Origin of the sequence: Streptomyces sp. NPDC048560, assembly GCF_040650955.1 — a bacterium.
GTDB lineage: Bacteria > Actinomycetota > Actinomycetes > Streptomycetales > Streptomycetaceae > Streptomyces.
Window position 1 is genome coordinate 305549 of record NZ_JBEZIJ010000003.1, and the last position, 16415, is coordinate 321963.

Genomic DNA, 16415 nt, shown 5'->3' on the forward strand with positions numbered 1-16415 from the left:
GGGCGGGGACGGCGCACGACGCGCCGTCCCCGCTTTCGTGTGTTCACGGCTTCCTCATTAGGACCGAGGCTAGTATGGTCCGACCATATAACGACCGGGGAGGCCCCATGCGCATCGGACTCTTCGCCACCTGTCTGGGAGACACGCTCTTCCCCGAGGCGGTGAAAAGCACCGCGATCCTGCTCGCCCGCCTGGGACACGACGTGGTGTTCCCGCCGGAGCAGACCTGCTGCGGCCAGATGCACGTCAACACCGGCTACCAGCGCGAGCCCGTCCCACTGGTGCGCAACTTCGCCGACCAGTTCGGCGACTCCTCCATCGAAGCGGTCGTCATGCCCTCCGGGTCGTGCGCGGGATCGGTCCGCCACCAGCACGAGCTCATCGCCGAGCGGTACGGCGACGCCTCGCTCCGTGCCGGAGTCGCCGTCGTCAAGGCCAAGACGTACGAACTCTCCGAGTTCCTCGTCGACGTCCTCGACGTCTCGTCGGTCGGCGCCCACTTCCCGTACCGCGTCACCTACCACCCCACCTGCCACTCCCTGCGGATGCTCCGTGTCGGTGACAAGCCGCTGCGGCTGCTCCGCGCCGTCGACTCCATCGATCTCGTCGAGCTCCCCGAAGCGGACTCCTGCTGCGGCTTCGGCGGCACCTTCGCCGTCAAGAACGCGGAGACGTCCACGGCGATGCTCCAGGACAAGATGCGCAACATCGCCACCACGGCGGCCGACGTATGCACCGCGGGAGACTCCTCCTGCCTGATGCACATCGGCGGCGGACTCTCCCGCATCAAGGCGGGCGCGCGCACCCTGCACCTCGCGCAGATCCTCGCCTCCACCCGCACCTCGCCGTACGTCCTGACGGAGGCCGCCGCATGAGTACGTTCCTCGGTATGCCCGCCACCCCGCCCCGCTCCCCGTACGGCACGGGCAACCTGCGCGGCGAGCGGAAGTTCCCCGAGGCCGCCCGTGACGAACTGCGCAACGGACAACTGCGCCGCAACCTCGGCAGGGCCACCCACACCATCCGGGGCAAGCGCCTCCACGTCACCGGCGAACTCCCCGACTGGGAGGAACTGCGCGACGCGGGCGCCGCCATCAAGACCGACACCATGAACCGGCTGCCCGAGCTCCTGGAGCAGCTGGAGCGCAAGGTCACCGAGAGCGGCGGAACCGTCCACTGGGCGCGGGACGGCGACGAGGCCAACGAGATCGTCGCCCAGCTGATCAAGGAGACCGGCAGCAGTGACGTCATCAAGGTCAAGTCCATGGCGACCCAGGAGACCGGCCTCAACGAACACCTGGAATCGCTCGGCATCACCCCGTACGAGACCGACCTGGCCGAACTCATCGTGCAGCTCGCCCACGACAAGCCCTCGCACATCCTGGTGCCCGCGATCCACCGCAACCGCGACGAGATCCGGCAGATCTTCCTCGACGAGATCCCGGGCGTCGACCCGGACCTCGACAACGTGCCCGCGCACCTCGCGGCAGCCGCCCGCGCCTATCTCCGCGAGAAGTTCATGACGACGAAGGTGGCCGTCTCGGGCGCCAACTTCGGTATCGCGGAGACCGGCACCCTGTCCGTGGTCGAGTCCGAGGGCAACGGGCGGATGTGCCTGACCCTGCCCGACACCCTCATCACCCTCATGGGCATCGAGAAGGTGCTGCCGCGCTTCCAGGACCTGGAAGTCTTCCTCCAGTTGCTGCCCCGCTCATCGACGGGTGAGCGCATGAACCCCTACACCTCCCTGTGGACCGGCGTGACTCCCGGCGACGGCCCGCAGGACTTCCACCTGATCCTCCTCGACAACGGACGCACGGCCGCGCTCGCCGACAGGATCGGCCGCGAGGCGCTCAACTGCATCCGCTGCTCGGCCTGTCTCAACGTCTGTCCGGTGTACGAGAGGGCGGGCGGGCACGCCTACGGATCCACCTACCCCGGACCGATCGGCGCGGTCCTCACCCCGCAGCTCGCCGGGATGCACGCGGCCAAGGACGACCCCAACAGCTCGCTCCCGTACGCCTCCAGCCTCTGCGGTGCATGTTTCGACGCCTGCCCCGTGAAGATCGACATTCCCTCGATGCTCGTCGAACTGCGCCACCAGAACACCGAACAGTCCGGTACGACCGCGGAGAAGCTCGCCATGAAGGCCGCCGCGGGCGTGATGAAGCGGCCGAAGCTGTACAAGGCCGCGCAGAAGGCATCCGGGGTCGGCCGGGCCGTCGCCGGGCGGAGCGGCACGATCTCCCGGCTGCCGGCCCCCTTCGACGGCTGGAGCGACAGCCGGGACACCCCCGCCCCGCCCAGGCAGACCTTCCGCTCCTGGCTGGCATCCGAAGAAGGCGCCGCCACGATGCGCGCCGCCGCCGACGAGTACACCGACTCCGTCGAGGAGAAAAAGAAATGACCACCCCTCAGGCGGGTGCCAGGGAGACCGTGCTCGGCCGTGTCCGCGACGCCCTCGCTCTGGCCCCGACGCCCGCGACCACCATCCCGCGCGCCTACCGCACCGGACGCACCCTGCCCGACGACGAGCGGCTCGCCCTGCTGACCCACCGGCTCGTCGACTACAGGGCGCAGGTGCGCACCTGCACCGCCGACCAGACCGCCGAGGTCGTCGCCGACGTGCTGCGCGCGCTCGGCGCACGGCGGATCGGTGTACCTGACGGGCTCGACGAGGGATGGCTCGGCCGCTACGACGGGGAGGTCCAGCGGGACTCCGCCGACATCCCCGCGCCGAGCCTCGACGCGCTGGACGGGGTGATCACGGCCTCGGCCGTCAGCTGCGCCGAGACCGGCACGATCTTCCTCGACGGTTCGCCCGGCCAGGGCCGCAGGGCGCTCTCGCTCGTCCCCGACGTCCATGTGTGCGTCGTCGACCTGTCGACGGTCGAGGCCGGAGTGCCGGAGGCCGTCGCCAGGCTGGTGCCGGAACGGCCGACGACGCTGGTCAGCGGCCCTTCGGCGACCTCGGACATCGAGCTGGAGCGGGTCGAGGGGGTGCACGGCCCCCGCACGCTGGTGGTCGTGATCCGCACGGACGTGTAGGAAGCCGAGCCCGCCCGGCGGCCCGGGAAACCGGTCACCGGGCGGGCTCGACGGCCGTTCAGCCGTGCGTGACCGTGAGCGGTTCGAAGTCGATACGTGTCGTGGACCCGTCGTCCGTCCAGCCGACCTCGATCCGGCAGCCGTCGACCCGTACCCCGCTCAGCACCTCGGGCAGCGGAACCGGGTCGCTCCGCCCGGTGAGCGAGGCGAGCGACAGCAGGATCACCGTGCCCTCCGCCGCCCCTGAGAGCCGTGGCATCACCGCCCAGTTCGTGTACGCCGTGCCCTGCGGAGCCCGTACCTCCTCGTGCTCCTCCCAGCCGTGCAGGCCGTGCAGCGCGGACGTCAACGCGTCGTCGCGGCCCGTCGCCCACCCCGTCTGCTCGACCCGTGACCCCGCAGGGACACCGAGGGCGCGGTGGGCCCGGAGCTCGTAGCGGCCCCTGGCCACGGTCACGCTCTCGACCCGCATCCCCGGCACCGTCGGCGGGCCCGAGGCGAACAGCGGCAGATGCCAGGAGCCGGCCCAGCCCCAGCCGCCGCCACCGCCCGCACCGAGCGGGTGGATGCGGCGCCGATGGCTGCGCACCCCCGCGACGACCACGGCCAGGTGGTTGTCCGCGTGATTCGCCCTCGCCGTGGGACCGGTGACGGTCGAGTACGCCTGGCGGCTGTAGAGCGGGTCCTCCTGGGCCGCCGACTCGCCCTCGTGCGGCCGGACATGGTCACTTCCGTGGTTGTGCAGCCGGACGATGCCGTCCGCCCGCGTGGACTGCACGAGGAACCCGGGAGCGGGCAGGGCGAGCACCTGGTCGGGTCCCTCGCCCGGTGCCGCTTCCTCCGTCGCGGTCCACAGCGGATGACCGGCCGGGGCGAGCAGGGAGACGAAGCCCTTGGACGCCCAGTACGGCGAGGCGGGTCCCGAGTACGTCTGGAGCGTCGCCTCGTGCGGGCCGTGCCAGCCCAGACCGAGGAGCCCGTCCTCACCCACCGCCCCCCGGTCCAGGAAGTAGCGCAGCGTCCCGCTGATCAGCCGGCGCGAGGTGCCGGGCGAGAGCGGGGTGTGTCCGGTGAGGGCGCCGAGCGCGACGGCGGAACCGGCCGCGAAGCGGTAGGTGAGCGACCGGCCGAAGTGGATCGGCGCCCCGTCCGAGCCGAACAGCAGCGACAGCCCGCCGAGATGCTCGCGCAGTCGCCCGCCGTAGCGCGCGGACTGTTCCTTGTCGCCCGCCAGGTGGGCGTGCAGCATCGGGTACAGGTGCAGGGCCCAGCCGTTGTAGTGGTCGAAGGCCCGGCCGTCACCGTCGGCGTACCAGCCGTCGCCGCGGTACCAGCCCTCCATCAGCTCCTCCGCCCGGTCCAGCGCGCGCGCCGTCTCCGCGTCGCCGCGGCCGACCGACTCCAGGAAGCCTGCCACCGCCTGGGGGAAGAGGTACCAGTTGTTGGGGGCAGGCGTGTGCCGCAGCGCCCCGCGCAGCCACTCCTCGGTACGGTCCTGCACCCCGGATTCCAGCCGGTCCCAGAGCCAGGGTGTGGTGAGCCGCAGCCCGATGGCGACGGACGCCGACTCCACCATCGGCTGTCCCCGCACGTGGTGGTCCAGGATCAGCGGCCAGGACTCGGTGTCGTCGCGGCCGGGCGTAAGCGTCCCGGCGGCCAGCCCGTCCGCGTACCGGTCGAGCCAGCCGTGCGGATCCCCGCCCTCCGCGCCCGCGACGCGGAAGCCTGCCGCGAGGAACGTACGGGCGTATCCCTCCAGTCCGTCGGAGCGGACACCGGAAGCGGACGGCCGGCCCGGGAGGTCGAGGAGGGCGCTTCCGGGCGTGGCCCACCGCCAGGCCGCTTCGAGCAGACCGTCCGCAGTGGCTTCCCAGTGCGCCCGGGTATAGCCGGTGTACGGGCTTGCTTCGCGGTCTTCGTCGGGAAGTGCAAAGGGATGGCTCATCAGAAGGCGCAGCCTTTCTCGGGACACCCGAATCCTGATCGGTCGATCGGCGAAGGGTCAAGAGAACGCTCAGAAGAAGATCGAATCGATCAATCGATCATAGGGTGGGTGGGGCGTCGTGCGGTGCGCTGCCCGGCGGCGCCTCCGTGCTCGCCGGCCTCTCGTGAGCGACCACGGAGTGACACGGCTGCCCGCCGGAGAGGGGTGATGTCTACCATCTGATCCGGCATGGACACTCTCACCCTGTGGCAACTGGCCGCCCTGGCGGCGGCATCCACCCTCGTCGGCTTCTCCAAGACGGCTGTCAGCGGAGCCAACACGATCAGCCTCGCGGTCTTCGCGGCCGTGCTGCCGGCCCGCGAATCGACCGGGGTGCTGCTTCCGATCCTGATCGCGGGTGACCTCCTCGCCGTCGCCGTCTACCGGCGCCATGCCCACTGGCCCACACTGCTACGGCTCTTCCCCGCCGTCGCCGTGGGCGTGGTGGCGGGGACCCTCTTCATGATGTGGGCGGGCGACGGGGTGGTGCGCACCTCCATCGGCGCGATCCTGCTCTTCATGTCGGGCGTCACCGTCTGGCGTCGGCGCACCGCGGCGGGCGGTGCGCCCGCACCGGGGGACGAGCCGGGCGGGAACCTCTCGCGCGCCGCACGGTTCAAGGCCCGGAGCTATGGCGCGCTCGGCGGCTTCACCACCATGGTCGCCAACGCGGGCGGCCCCGTCATGTCGCTCTACCTGCTCTCCGCCGGGTTCCGCAAGCTCGGCTTCCTGGGCACCTCGGCCTGGTTCTTCCTGATCGTCAACGTGACCAAGGTGCCGTTCAGCGTGGGTCTCGGTCTCATCGACGCGCAGTCGCTGCTGCTGGACGCCTGTCTGGTGCTCTTCGTCGTTCCGGGCGCCTACATCGGCCGCCGATGCGTCGACAGGATCAACCAGACGCTCTTCGAGCGGCTCGTCATCGGGGCGACCGTGCTGGGCGGGCTCCACCTGCTGCTGCGCTGAGGGAGCCCGCCCGCCGGAGTGGACGCCCGGGTCAGACGATGCCCTCCGCGATCTCCGCCTGCTCGCGGGCGTTCCCGTACGCCTTCGGAGTGCCGTACGAACGGCGGGCGACGAACCACCACACGGTGGCCAGGACCAGCACGCTGACGAGGGCGATCGACGCGTAGTTCATCGACTCCATCGTCACCGGCGCCGACTGCGGCAGCAGGAACAGTACGGACACGACGCCGACCCAGACCACGGCGATCCAGCCGATCGGCTTGGACCAGCGGCCCAGATGCCACGGGCCGCGCTCGAAACGGTCCCCGGCCCGCAGCTTCAGGTAGATGGGAATGGCGTAGGCGGGCGTGATGCCGATGACGTTGATCGCCGTCACCGCGCCGTACGCGGTCGCGGAGTACAGCGAGGGCAGGGCGAGGAGCGCGGCGACACAGACGGACAGCCACACGGCGGGGACGGGCGTCTGGGTGCGCGCGCTCACCTTGCGCCACAGGGCGGAGCCCGGCAGCGCGTTGTCACGGCTGAACGCGAAGACCATCCGGCTGGCGGCGGCGACTTCGGCGTTTCCGCAGAACAGCTGGGCGGCGATCACGATGAGCAGCATGACCGTCGCCCCCGCCGTGCCGAGCGCGTCGATCAGGATCTGCGCGGGTGGCACACCGGTCGCACTGTCCTGTGTGCCCGCGTAGTCCTGGATGGCGAACGTCAGACCGGCGAGCAGCACGAAACCGGCCGCCCAGGACACCCAGATCGCCCGGACGATGCCCTTGGCCGCGGAGACCGAGGCGTTGGACGTCTCCTCGGACAGGTGGGCGGAGGCGTCGTACCCACTGAACGTGTACTGGGCCAGCAGCAGGCCGATCGCCGCCACGTACAGCGGGTTCTCCCAGCCGGTGCCGTTCACGAACTCGGTGAAGACGAACGAGGGCGACTGGTGGTCGGACGGCACGATCGCCAGCACGCTCACGATCACTGCCACACCTCCCAGGTGCCACCACACGCTGATCGAGTTCAGCACGCTCACGAGACGCACACCGAACAGGTTCAGCACGGCGTGCAGCAGCAGGATGCAGAGGAAGATGACCATCGTGGAGCCGGGTGTCGGATCGAAGCCCCACTGGAGGTTGAGCAGCGCCCCCGTGAACAGGGCGGCGCCGTAGTCGATGCCGGCGATGGCGCCCAGCAGACCGAGCAGATTCAGCCAGCCGGTGTACCAGCCCCACTTGCGGCCGCCGAGCCGGTCGGCCATGTAGTACAGCGCCCCGGACGTCGGGTAGGCGCTCGTGACCTCGGCCAGGGCCATGCCGACGCACAGGACGAAGACACCCACGCCGACCCAGCCCCAGAGCATCACGGCAGGGCCGCCCGTGGACATGCCGAAGCCGTACAGCGTCATGCAGCCGGACAGGATGGAGATGACGGAGAAGCTGATCGCGAAGTTGCCGAAGCCGCCCATGCGGCGGGCCAGCACGGGCTGGTAGCCCAGTTCGCGCAGGCGCTGCTCCTCGTCCTTGGGTGGTTGTGCGGGTGCGCTCGACCGGGTCTGGGCGGGTATGGACATGGAGCGATCCTCCGGTGGGGGACGGGTCGGGACGTGAACGGGTCGTACGGGACGGGCGGTTCGGGTGAGCGGACCGGTCCGGCGGCCCGTCCGTGCCTCAGCGGTACCGGCCGCCGGCCGGATCGTCCGCGGCGGTGAGGCATCTGCCGCGGGCGCGCAGGAAGACCTCCTCCGCCCCCGCTGGATCACCGGGCGTCCGGGTGCGGTACGCCCAGGGGACCGGCGTGTAGTACGGGCCGAGGGCCTGGAACACGGGAGCGGCGTCGGTGAACTGGAGCGATCCCCACAGCGCGTGCGCCAGGTGGTTGAGGTCGAGGAGGGACCGGGCGGCGGGCTCCGTGCGGTGGAACCAGAGATGCAGCGCCCGCTGCGCGTCCCGTTCGCCGTCCTCGGTGACCCAGTGGAGATCGAGCGCCTTCTCGTGGCCGTGCTCGCGGCGGTAGCGCTCCACCCTCACGTACAGCGGCAGGACGTGGAGCGCGGAGCCGTCGGGGGCCGAGGAGGCCGCCCACTGCGCGAAGTCGACCGCTTCCGACAGTGTTCCGCCCGCGCGTCTCGCGTAGACGAACTGGAGCATCCGGTGGTACGTCTCGCGATTGTGCGGATCACGCCGGTCAGCCTCCGCGAGCAGGCCCCAGGGGCCGGGGAAGAGCATCGGCCCGGGCGGTGGCAGCCGGTGTTCCTTCAGTCGCTGCCGTTCGTCGAGCTGGGAGAGGGCGAGCAGGCAGACCCACGGCACCGGATCCGGAGGACTGGCGTGTGCGGCCGACCGGCAGCCCTCCCACGCCTCCTGCCACAACTCCCTGGCCCGGGAGTGTCCTTCGCGGTGGGCGCGTACCGCCCGTTCCACGACGACCCGGGCGTGCATGACGGTGGCGGCGACACTCAGCGGCTCCTCGGCCTGCCACGCGTCGACGGTGTCCGAACCCGCGGCCGCCGTCGCGAGCACCTGGGTCCGCTGGGTCCACAGCGCCCAGTCGGGCGTGCTCTCCAGCAGATCGCGCATCGAGAGCCAGCGCCCGGTCCGCAGTTCCTGTAACGCCCCGCGCAGACCGTGGTCGTGCCCCGCGGGGTGATAGACCGGCCGGAAGTCAGTGGGAGCCATCGGCTCGCCCCGCCCCCGTACGGCCTGACTGGGTGAGGCGATGCGCCGCGCATCGGGGTAAGGGGCAGCGTCTGGGCGTCATGGATCCTCAAGGCGTGGGGGGTCGGCCTGGTCCGGGCAGTGACCTGCCCGGGAGCGTCCGCTTGCTGCTCGGCACGCCGAGCGTGGAGCCTGCTGAGCACTCCTGGGGCGGACTTCCGGATCTTAAGGGGTACCGTGCCCAAGTCGCGTCCGGGACAGGGAAGTTGTCCGAGATCATGGTCCTTCGTTCCAGGGTTGACGTGAGCGGTGGTCTGCACAATTCTGTGTGCGGACGGCCAGTGATCACGATTGCGGCGGATTGCGTACGACTGGAGTGGTGATGACAGGGCCGGTACTCGCCGTCGACCAGGGGACCTCCGGCACCAAGGCTCTGGTGATCTGCCCGGAGCGTGGCGTGATCGGTTCCGGTTCGGCTCCCGTGCGGCCCCGCTACGGAGCCGGCGGAATGGTCGAGGTCGATCCCGCGCAGCTGCTGGGCTCGGTCCTCGACGCCGGTCGTCAGGCCCTGCACGAGGCCGCCGAGCCGGTCTACGGCGTAGGACTCGCCAACCAGGGCGAAACCGTTCTCGCCTGGGATCCCGCCACCGGTGGCCCGCTGACCGGAGCCGTCGTCTGGCAGGACCGGCGCGCTCAATCGATCTGCGACGAACTCGACGTGCACGGACCTGAGTTACGTCATCTCACCGGTCTGCCGCTCGACCCCTATTTCGCCGCTCCCAAGATGGCCTGGATACGGCGTGAGCTGACCCGCGAAGGAGTCGTCACCACGAGCGACTCCTGGCTCGTCCACCAGCTGACCGGAGCCTTCGTCACGGACGCGTCCACCGCCGGACGCACCCAGCTCCTCGACCTGGACCGCGTCGACTGGTCGCCCTCCGCGCTGGAGATCTTCGGCCTCGCCGGTGAACGGCTCCCGGCCGTCGTCGACGCCGACCGGTACGTCGGCACCACCACCGCGTTCGGTGCCGGCATCCCCCTCACCGGCCTCCTCGTCGACCAGCAGGCCGCCCTCCTGGCCCAGCACGCCCTGGACCCGGGCACCGCCAAGTGCACGTACGGCACCGGTGCCTTCCTCCTCGCCCAGACCGGGACCACACCGCGCCGCGGCACATCCGGCCTGGTCAGCTGCGTCGCCTGGCGGCTCGCCGGCCGCACGAGCTACTGCCTCGACGGGCAGGTGTACACCGCCGCCTCGGCCGTGCGCTGGCTCACCGATCTCGGAGTGATCACCGGCGCCGGCGACCTCGACCCGGTCGGCCTGTCCGTTCCCGACGCCGGTGGCGTCACGTTCGTACCGGCGCTCGCGGGTCTCGCCGCCCCCTGGTGGCGCGGCGACCTGCGCGGCTCGGTGACCGGCCTCGGCCTGGAGACCACCGCCGGACATCTGGTGCGCGCCCTGTGCGAGGGCATCGCCGCCCAGGTCGCCGAACTCGCCGACGCCGCCGCCACCGACCTCGGTTCCCCTCTGTCGGTGCTGCGCGTCGACGGCGGCCTCACCCGCTCGGCCCTGCTCATGCAGACCCAGGCCGACCTGCTGCAACGGCCCGTGGAGGTGTCCGCCCGGCCGGATGCCACCGCGCTCGGCGCCGGTGCCGTCGCCCGCCTCGGTCTCGACCCCGGCCTGTCGGTCAGGGACGCACTGCCGGCGTGGGAACCGTCGGCGCTCTACGAACCCGCGATCGGCGCGGACGAGGCGGCCGCACGCCGCGCCCGTTTCCGCACGGCGGTGAACTCCCTGATGGATCACTCGTGACGGCCGGAAGCACGGCCGACGCGTACGACGTGACGATCACCCGTGCCGGTGAGCCGACCGGGCCCGGTGCGGCCGAGGGGCCGTACGACGTCATCGTCATCGGGGCCGGAGTCGCCGGTGCGGCCATCGCCCGTGAGCTGGCCCGCCACCACCTGCGTATCGCGCTCGTCGAGGCATCCGACGACATCGGCAACGGCACCTCCAAGGCCAACACCGCCATCCTGCACACCGGATTCGACGCCGTCCCCGGCTCGCTGGAAGCCCGCCTGGTCCGCGAGGGCCGGCACCTGCTGACCGCCTACGCGGCGGAGTCCGGCATTCCCGTCGAGCGCGTCGGCGCCCTCCTCGTCGCCTGGGACGAGGAGCAACTCGACCTGTTGCCGACGCTGTTGGCCAAGGCGGAGCGCAACGGCTACGACGCCGCACGGGCACTCGGTGCCGAGGAACTGGCGGCACGCGAACCGCACCTCGGCCCCGGTGCGCTCGGAGCACTGGAGATCCCCGACGAGAGCATCATCGACCCCTGGTCGACACCGCTCGCGTACGCCACGCAGGCCGTCCGGGCGGGCGTCCACCTCCACCTCGACTGCCGCGTAGAGCAGTTGGTGAACGAAGGCGGCACCCATCTCCTCACCACCTCCCGAGGCGCCCTGCGCACCCGGTACCTGGTGAACGCGGCCGGACTGTACGCCGACGAGATCGACCGGCATCTCGGATTCGACTCCTTCACCGTGACCCCGCGGCGCGGCGAGCTCATCGTCCACGACAAGCTCGCCCGCGAACTGGTCCGCCACATCCTCCTGCCCGTTCCCACCGCGGCGGGCAAGGGAGTCCTGGTGGCGCCCACCGTCTTCGGGAACGTGCTGCTCGGCCCGACCTCCGAGGAGACCGGCGACAAGAGCGCCACCGACTCCACCGCGGACGGCACCGCCTTCCTCAGGGAGAAGGGCCGACGGATCCTGCCCGCCCTGCTCGACGAGGAAGTCACCGCCGTCTACGCCGGACTGCGGGCCGCCACCGGAAGCGAGGACTACCGCATCCAGGCCCACCCGGCCCTGCGGTACGTCACCGCCGGCGGTATCCGGTCCACCGGCCTCACCGCGTCGATGGCGATCGGCGCGCACATCACCGGACTCCTCGCCGAGGCCGGACTCGAACTCGGCGCACCGCGCGAGCTTCCGCCCGTCACGCTGCCCAACCTGGGCGAAGCCTTCCCCCGCCCCTACCGGCGCGCGGACCTGATCGCCGAGGATCCGGCCTACGGCACCCTCGTCTGCCACTGCGAACAGGTCACGCTCGGCGAGATCCGCGACGCGCTGCACTCCACGATCCCGCCCGGCTCCCCGGACGGCCTGCGCCGCCGCACCCGTGCCGGGAACGGCCGCTGCCAGGGCTTCACGTGCGGGCCCGCCGTCCGCGCGCTGTACGAGGAGGCCCGGCCGTGACTCGGCCCGAACGGTCCGTCGACGTGCTCGTCATCGGCGGTGGCCCCGCCGGTCTCGGCGCGGCGGCCGAACTCGCCGCCTCCGGCGCCGGTCACGTGGAGGTCCTGGAACGTGAACAGGATGCCGGCGGAATGCCCCGACACTGCCACCACGGCGGATTCGGCGGACGCGACGCGGGAAGAGGTCCGGCGACCGGGCTGAGAGGCGGGACGACCGGCCCCGCGTTCGCCCGAGCCTGCGTGTCGGCGGCCGTCGGGGCCGGAGCCCTCGTCCGCACCGCCGTCACCGTCACCGGCTGGGACGGACCACTCACCGTCGAGACCACGGCCCCCACCGGCCTCGAACGGATCACCGCCCGCGCACTCGTCCTCGCCACCGGCGCCCGTGAACGCCCGCGCACCGCACGCCTGATCCCCGGCAGCCGCCCGTCCGGCGTCTACACCACGGGCGAGCTCCAGCGGGCCGTCCACGTCCACGGCCAGACCATCGGCACCCGCGCGGTCGTCGTCGGCAACGAACCCGTCGCTCACGCCGCCGTGGACACCCTGCGGACCGCCGGACTGGAGGTCGTCGCCATGGTGACCGACCAGCCCGCGTCCCCGTTGCCCGCCGTCGTGCATGCGCGGGCCGGTTTCCCGCTCCTCACCCGCGCGACCGTCACCGGCCTCACCGGCAGGCCCCGGCTGTCCGGGGTGGAACTGCGGCACGCGGACGGCCGCACCACCACCCTGTTCTGCGACACCGTCGTCTTCACCGGAGACTTCGTGCCGGAACACGAACTGGCCAGGCGCGGAGGGCTCGTACTCGACCAGGGCACCCGGGGCCCCGCGTACGACACCGGATACCGCACGTCCCGGAGCGGGGTGTTCGCCGTCGGGAACCTGCTGCACGCCGCCGGGAGCGCGGCGACAGCCGCAGCCGAGGGCCGCGCCGCGGCCGCGCCCGTCCTGCGCCACCTGTCGGGCCTCGACCGGCCGGCCGGTCACCCCGTCCGCATCGAGGCCGAGACCCCACTCCTCTGGGTGGCACCGAACCGCGTCCCCGCGCACGACACAAGCGCCCTCCCTCTCGACGGGCGCTTTCTCCTGCGCACCGGACGCCGCCTGGCGCGTCAGCACCTCGTGGTCGGTCAGGACGGCCGCGAACTGCACCGGCAGCGCCTCCTGCTGCCCGTCCTGCCGGGCCGCCCCTTCCCCCTGGGCGCGGGGTGGCTGGAACGCGTCGACCCGCTGGGAGGGACGGTGCATCTCACCGTGCTGTGAGGGACCTCTCCAGCCCGTCGAGAATCAGGTCGAGCCCGGGCATGAACTCGTTCGCGTAGGCGTAGCCAGGGCGGAGGGCATGGTCGGTGATCATCTCGGTGAGGTGGGGATACGTGTCGGCGGGCAGCTGCTCGATGATGGTCTCGGCCACGTCCTCCAGATCCTCGGACGTGTCGAACGGCAGGCTCGACTCCTGCAGCACGAAACCGTAGACGTAACTGTCCAGCGTGGAGAACGCATGGGCCGCCTCCCCGATCGAGAACCCCGCACCACGCAGCCGCCCGATCACCCAGTCGTGGTGCCGCAGCGTCGCGGGGCCCGGGTTTCGCCGGGACTCCAGCAGCCCAAGCGCCCAGGTGTGGCGTGAGAGCACCGTACGGGCGGAGGAGGCGCGCAGCCGCATGGCGCTCTTCCAGTCCGGCGCGTCATCCGGCAGCTCGATCTCGGCGAAGACCACGTTGACGATGCCGTCGAGGATCTCGTCCTTGTTGGCCACGTGGTGGTAGAGCGACATCGCCTCCACCCCGAGCTGCTCGGCCACCTTCCTCATACTCACCGAGCTCACTCCGCGCTCGTCGGCCACGCGCACGGCTGCCTCCAGAACGAGTTCCCTGCTCAGCCCGCGACGCTGCTTCTGATCTCTCCTGGGGGCCGACGCCACCTGTCATCTCCCACGTCTCTCCGGGACTCCCGCCGCCGCTGCCACTTGACGGCCTTACAACCGTAAGGATAATAGCTCTCAGCGCTCCCTTACAGGTGTAAGGGTGTGGCGTGACGGACTGCCGGAGCATCCGGCAGCCGCTCGAAGGGGGCACGCGTGGACGCAGTACGGGCACAGGAGAACTCCGGCGACCGGAGACGGTTGAAGGTCTGCGTCGTCGGGGCCTCGGGCAAGCTCGGGCGCTACATGGTCCAGCACGCCCTGGACCGGGGGTACGAGGTCGTAGGGGTGTGCCGGGAGCAGAGTGTCGGCAAGCTGGCGGACTACGACGGCCGCATCACGGTCCTCGCGGGTGCCACGGACGACCGGGAGGTCATCGCGCGCGCGGTCGCCGGCTGCGACGCGGTCCTCACGGTGCTCGCCCCGTGGGGCGTCCACGGCTACTCGACCGGAACGGCCCAGGCCGTGCTCGACCACGCTCCGGCGGGGGCACGGCTGGTGTTCTCCTGCGGCTGGCACATCACCCGCGACGGCAAGGACGTGTACTCCCTGAAGCTCCGCGCCTTCCTCAAGATCTTCGGCCCGCTGGCACGACTGCTTCGCGTGGGAGACATCGACGACCAAGTGGAGGCGTGCCGCCGGGTGTTCGCCAGCGACACCCGCTGGACGGTCGTACGGGGCAGCAACCTCGAAGAGGGCCCGAGCCAAGGACTGCCGGTCTGGAGCCGCCGCGTGGGCGACCCGCTCCTCGCGGACAACGTCACGCGCCGGATCGACTTCGCCCTGTTCATGGTGGAGGCCCTCACCGACGAGGAACTCGTCCGCGAGGCCCCGGCGATCGTCAGCTGCCGAACGGCCTCGGCACGCACGCACACCACGACACGATGACCTGACACCCGCGCCGGGTGGCCCTCGCCGAGCGAGGCTGTGACGGCCACAAGACCTGGCCGCAGCCCTCTGATCTGCAACACGCCTCTCGGCACAGCAGTATTCGCCGAGACCCGGCACGTGAGCGGGGGCAGAGGTGTACGCGAAGGGCCGGCTCGAAGGTCAAGCCTCCGAGCCGGCCCTGGTGCTACGCCCCGGCAGGTGCGGTGTCCGCGTCAGGGGGTTCGGCCGGCACTCCGGCGTTCAGTTGCTGTCGAAGCCTGCAAGGTTGCCTTATGTCCTCGCTGTCAGCGTCGGTGGAGTCAGCCGAAGCTGTCAGCGACTCGCCTTCACAGCCTCCGAAAACGCTGCGCGGAACGAGTCGGTCGCCTCGAAATGCGCCCGGAAGTAACCGCGTCCCGCATGGCGGAAGTCGGCTGCGAATGCGTAGCCACTTCCGGACCAGCTGGCCTCTGTCGTGAGCAGGTTCGCCCACGTCCTGCCATCACTCGAGTACTGGATGTGCACCGGGATGGTGGCGGGTGTCCAGCCGTCGGGGAAGTCCATCGCACCCTCGACGTGCACGCCGGTGCCCTGTGTACGCGTGGCAGAGAGCGAACTGAAGACCGACGCCCGCAGAACGGTGATCTGGGCGCCGTTCGCGGAGGCGGAGGCGAGGAACGGGTCGTCACTGTGCGATGTCACGCGGAAGCTTCCCGTTTCCCACGGGGCGTGGTCGAAGCTGACCTTGCCGTCCTCGCCCGTCGTGAAGTAGCCGACGCTGGCGAACTGACCGCTGCCGGAGGGCTCGAAGAGCACTCCACCGCTCTGGCCTTCGAACGGCGCCCACCCCTGAGCGGTCTCGCGTTCCAGTGTCGCGGTGAGCGTGACCTGTTGTCCGAAGTCGATCGTCCGAGCCTCCGCCGGGGACTGGAGGGTCCAGCGCGTGGCTACCTGCCGGACACCGATCTGAGTCGACGCGGACTCGCCGTACAGAACGTACGGGTGCTGGCCGGAGTGCCTGAACACGGCCTGGAGCGGAACAGCATCGTCGACGGTGACCGTGCCGGAGAAGTTTCCGTCCGCGTCTGTGCGGACGGTGTTCTCTGTCCAGTAGTTCACATCGAGATCCACCGGGTGATCCGGCAGGGGTTTCAGCTCGCGGGTATCCGGCCATCGCCCTTTCAGGGTGCCGTCAACACGCACCTGACGGTGGTCGATGTCGACTTCCGAGCGGTCGGCGCGCACGTTCTCGAACACCGACGCGACGTAGTAGGCGAGAGTGCCGGCAGAGCTGTCGTCCGTACGGTCTCCGCCGCTGTCCGTCGCTTCGACAGCAACGGTGTAACTGCCCAGGTCGGCAAGGCGCAACGGCTGCTTCGTGTGCCACACGCCGTTGTCCGGCGTGCCGGAGACCAGAACGAACGCGTCATTCTCCACGACGGCCACCTCCTGCTGCGTGGCGCCGGAGATGATGTGTGCCCTGATCTCCGTGACATCGCTGTCGGAGCTGACCCCGACGGCCAGGGTGCCAAGGTCGTCCGAGACGCTGTTCGCCCACCGGACATCAGGAGCCACCCCGTCCACGGCGTTCGCTGCCGGTGTGCCGCTCACCAGGAGTGCGGCGGCGCCGATGGCGGCCCAAGCCGCTCGCCTTCTGAACATCAATCCCCCAGGGACAAGTCGAAAACCGTGCTGCGCTCTCCCCACATTTCTGCGGTGGA

Annotated in this window: 13 protein-coding genes; 8 read left to right on the forward strand and 5 right to left on the reverse strand. The window is 70.8% G+C overall.

Annotated features, from left to right (window positions below; genetic code table 11):
* Positions 1-107 precede the first annotated feature (107 nt).
* From AB0C82_RS11310 to AB0C82_RS11320, 3 genes are read left to right on the forward strand one after another with little or no spacing between them, the layout of a single operon-like run.
* Positions 108-875 carry a (Fe-S)-binding protein gene (locus AB0C82_RS11310; protein ID WP_362839068.1) on the forward strand — a complete coding sequence of 256 codons (768 nt, stop codon included), beginning with the start codon at positions 108-110 and terminating at the stop codon, positions 873-875.
* On the forward strand, positions 872-2407 hold the full coding sequence (locus AB0C82_RS11315; protein ID WP_362839070.1) for a LutB/LldF family L-lactate oxidation iron-sulfur protein: 1536 nt from the start codon (positions 872-874) through the stop codon (positions 2405-2407). Before AB0C82_RS11310 ends, AB0C82_RS11315 begins: the two co-directional genes overlap by 4 nt.
* On the forward strand, positions 2404-3048 hold the full coding sequence (locus tag AB0C82_RS11320; protein WP_362839072.1) for an LUD domain-containing protein: 645 nt from the start codon (positions 2404-2406) through the stop codon (positions 3046-3048). The genes AB0C82_RS11315 and AB0C82_RS11320 overlap by 4 nt, the downstream gene beginning before the upstream one ends.
* Positions 3049-3106: 58 nt before the next feature.
* On the opposite strand, the gene AB0C82_RS11325 is transcribed toward AB0C82_RS11320, so the two are convergent.
* Positions 3107-4993, reverse strand: coding sequence for a DUF2264 domain-containing protein (locus AB0C82_RS11325; RefSeq protein ID WP_362839075.1), 1887 nt, complete (start codon positions 4991-4993; stop codon positions 3107-3109).
* A gap of 228 nt (positions 4994-5221) precedes the next feature.
* On the opposite strand from AB0C82_RS11325, the gene AB0C82_RS11330 reads away from it, so the two are divergent.
* Positions 5222-5995 carry a sulfite exporter TauE/SafE family protein gene (locus AB0C82_RS11330; RefSeq protein WP_362839077.1) on the forward strand — a complete coding sequence of 258 codons (774 nt, stop codon included), beginning with the start codon at positions 5222-5224 and terminating at the stop codon, positions 5993-5995.
* 31 nt (positions 5996-6026) lie between these two features.
* Here the strand turns inward: AB0C82_RS11330 and AB0C82_RS11335 are convergent, their stop codons facing one another.
* Both AB0C82_RS11335 and AB0C82_RS11340 read right to left on the reverse strand, forming a co-directional pair.
* Positions 6027-7556 carry an amino acid permease gene (locus AB0C82_RS11335; RefSeq protein ID WP_362839080.1) on the reverse strand — a complete coding sequence of 510 codons (1530 nt, stop codon included), beginning with the start codon at positions 7554-7556 and terminating at the stop codon, positions 6027-6029.
* Between the two features lie 97 nt (positions 7557-7653).
* The gene (locus tag AB0C82_RS11340; RefSeq protein WP_362839082.1) at positions 7654-8661 is read right to left on the reverse strand and encodes a hypothetical protein; all 1008 of its coding nucleotides are present in this window, start codon (positions 8659-8661) and stop codon (positions 7654-7656) included.
* Positions 8662-9022: 361 nt separating this feature from the next.
* On the opposite strand from AB0C82_RS11340, the gene AB0C82_RS11345 reads away from it, so the two are divergent.
* Genes AB0C82_RS11345 through AB0C82_RS11355 form a run of 3 tightly spaced genes read left to right on the forward strand, consistent with a single transcriptional unit; the run spans position 9023 to position 13163 of the window.
* On the forward strand, positions 9023-10456 hold the full coding sequence (locus tag AB0C82_RS11345) for an FGGY family carbohydrate kinase (protein WP_362839085.1): 1434 nt from the start codon (positions 9023-9025) through the stop codon (positions 10454-10456).
* Between the two features lie 29 nt (positions 10457-10485).
* Positions 10486-11901 carry an NAD(P)/FAD-dependent oxidoreductase gene (locus AB0C82_RS11350; RefSeq protein ID WP_362839843.1) on the forward strand — a complete coding sequence of 472 codons (1416 nt, stop codon included), beginning with the start codon at positions 10486-10488 and terminating at the stop codon, positions 11899-11901.
* Positions 11898-13163: an FAD-dependent oxidoreductase gene (locus AB0C82_RS11355; RefSeq protein ID WP_362839088.1), complete on the forward strand. Its 1266-nt coding sequence runs from the start codon at positions 11898-11900 to the stop codon at positions 13161-13163. The genes AB0C82_RS11350 and AB0C82_RS11355 overlap by 4 nt, the downstream gene beginning before the upstream one ends.
* On the opposite strand, the gene AB0C82_RS11360 is transcribed toward AB0C82_RS11355, so the two are convergent.
* Positions 13150-13752 (reverse strand): TetR/AcrR family transcriptional regulator, encoded by a 603-nt coding sequence (locus AB0C82_RS11360; RefSeq protein ID WP_362839845.1) that lies wholly within the window; start codon positions 13750-13752, stop codon positions 13150-13152. The genes AB0C82_RS11355 and AB0C82_RS11360 overlap by 14 nt on opposite strands.
* Positions 13753-13980: 228 nt before the next feature.
* Between AB0C82_RS11360 and AB0C82_RS11365 the strand changes: the two genes are divergently transcribed.
* A complete protein-coding gene (locus tag AB0C82_RS11365) occupies positions 13981-14712 on the forward strand; it encodes an NAD(P)H-binding protein (RefSeq protein ID WP_362839091.1) in 732 nt (243 codons plus the stop codon).
* Between the two features lie 315 nt (positions 14713-15027).
* Here AB0C82_RS11365 and AB0C82_RS11370 read toward each other — a convergent pair whose 3' ends face one another.
* Positions 15028-16356, reverse strand: a complete 1329-nt coding sequence (locus AB0C82_RS11370) for a hypothetical protein (RefSeq protein ID WP_362839093.1) — start codon at positions 16354-16356, stop codon at positions 15028-15030.
* Positions 16357-16415 lie beyond the last annotated feature (59 nt).

Coding starts and splice junctions, on each gene's coding strand:
- AB0C82_RS11310 (WP_362839068.1), top strand. CDS start 108: ATGCGCATCGGACTCTTCGCCACCTGTCTGGGAGACACGCTCTTCCCC.
- AB0C82_RS11315 (WP_362839070.1), top strand. CDS start 872: ATGAGTACGTTCCTCGGTATGCCCGCCACCCCGCCCCGCTCCCCGTAC.
- AB0C82_RS11320 (WP_362839072.1), top strand. CDS start 2,404: ATGACCACCCCTCAGGCGGGTGCCAGGGAGACCGTGCTCGGCCGTGTC.
- AB0C82_RS11325 (WP_362839075.1), bottom strand. CDS start 4,993: ATGAGCCATCCCTTTGCACTTCCCGACGAAGACCGCGAAGCAAGCCCG.
- AB0C82_RS11330 (WP_362839077.1), top strand. CDS start 5,222: ATGGACACTCTCACCCTGTGGCAACTGGCCGCCCTGGCGGCGGCATCC.
- AB0C82_RS11335 (WP_362839080.1), bottom strand. CDS start 7,556: ATGTCCATACCCGCCCAGACCCGGTCGAGCGCACCCGCACAACCACCC.
- AB0C82_RS11340 (WP_362839082.1), bottom strand. CDS start 8,661: ATGGCTCCCACTGACTTCCGGCCGGTCTATCACCCCGCGGGGCACGAC.
- AB0C82_RS11345 (WP_362839085.1), top strand. CDS start 9,023: ATGACAGGGCCGGTACTCGCCGTCGACCAGGGGACCTCCGGCACCAAG.
- AB0C82_RS11370 (WP_362839093.1), bottom strand. CDS start 16,356: ATGTTCAGAAGGCGAGCGGCTTGGGCCGCCATCGGCGCCGCCGCACTC.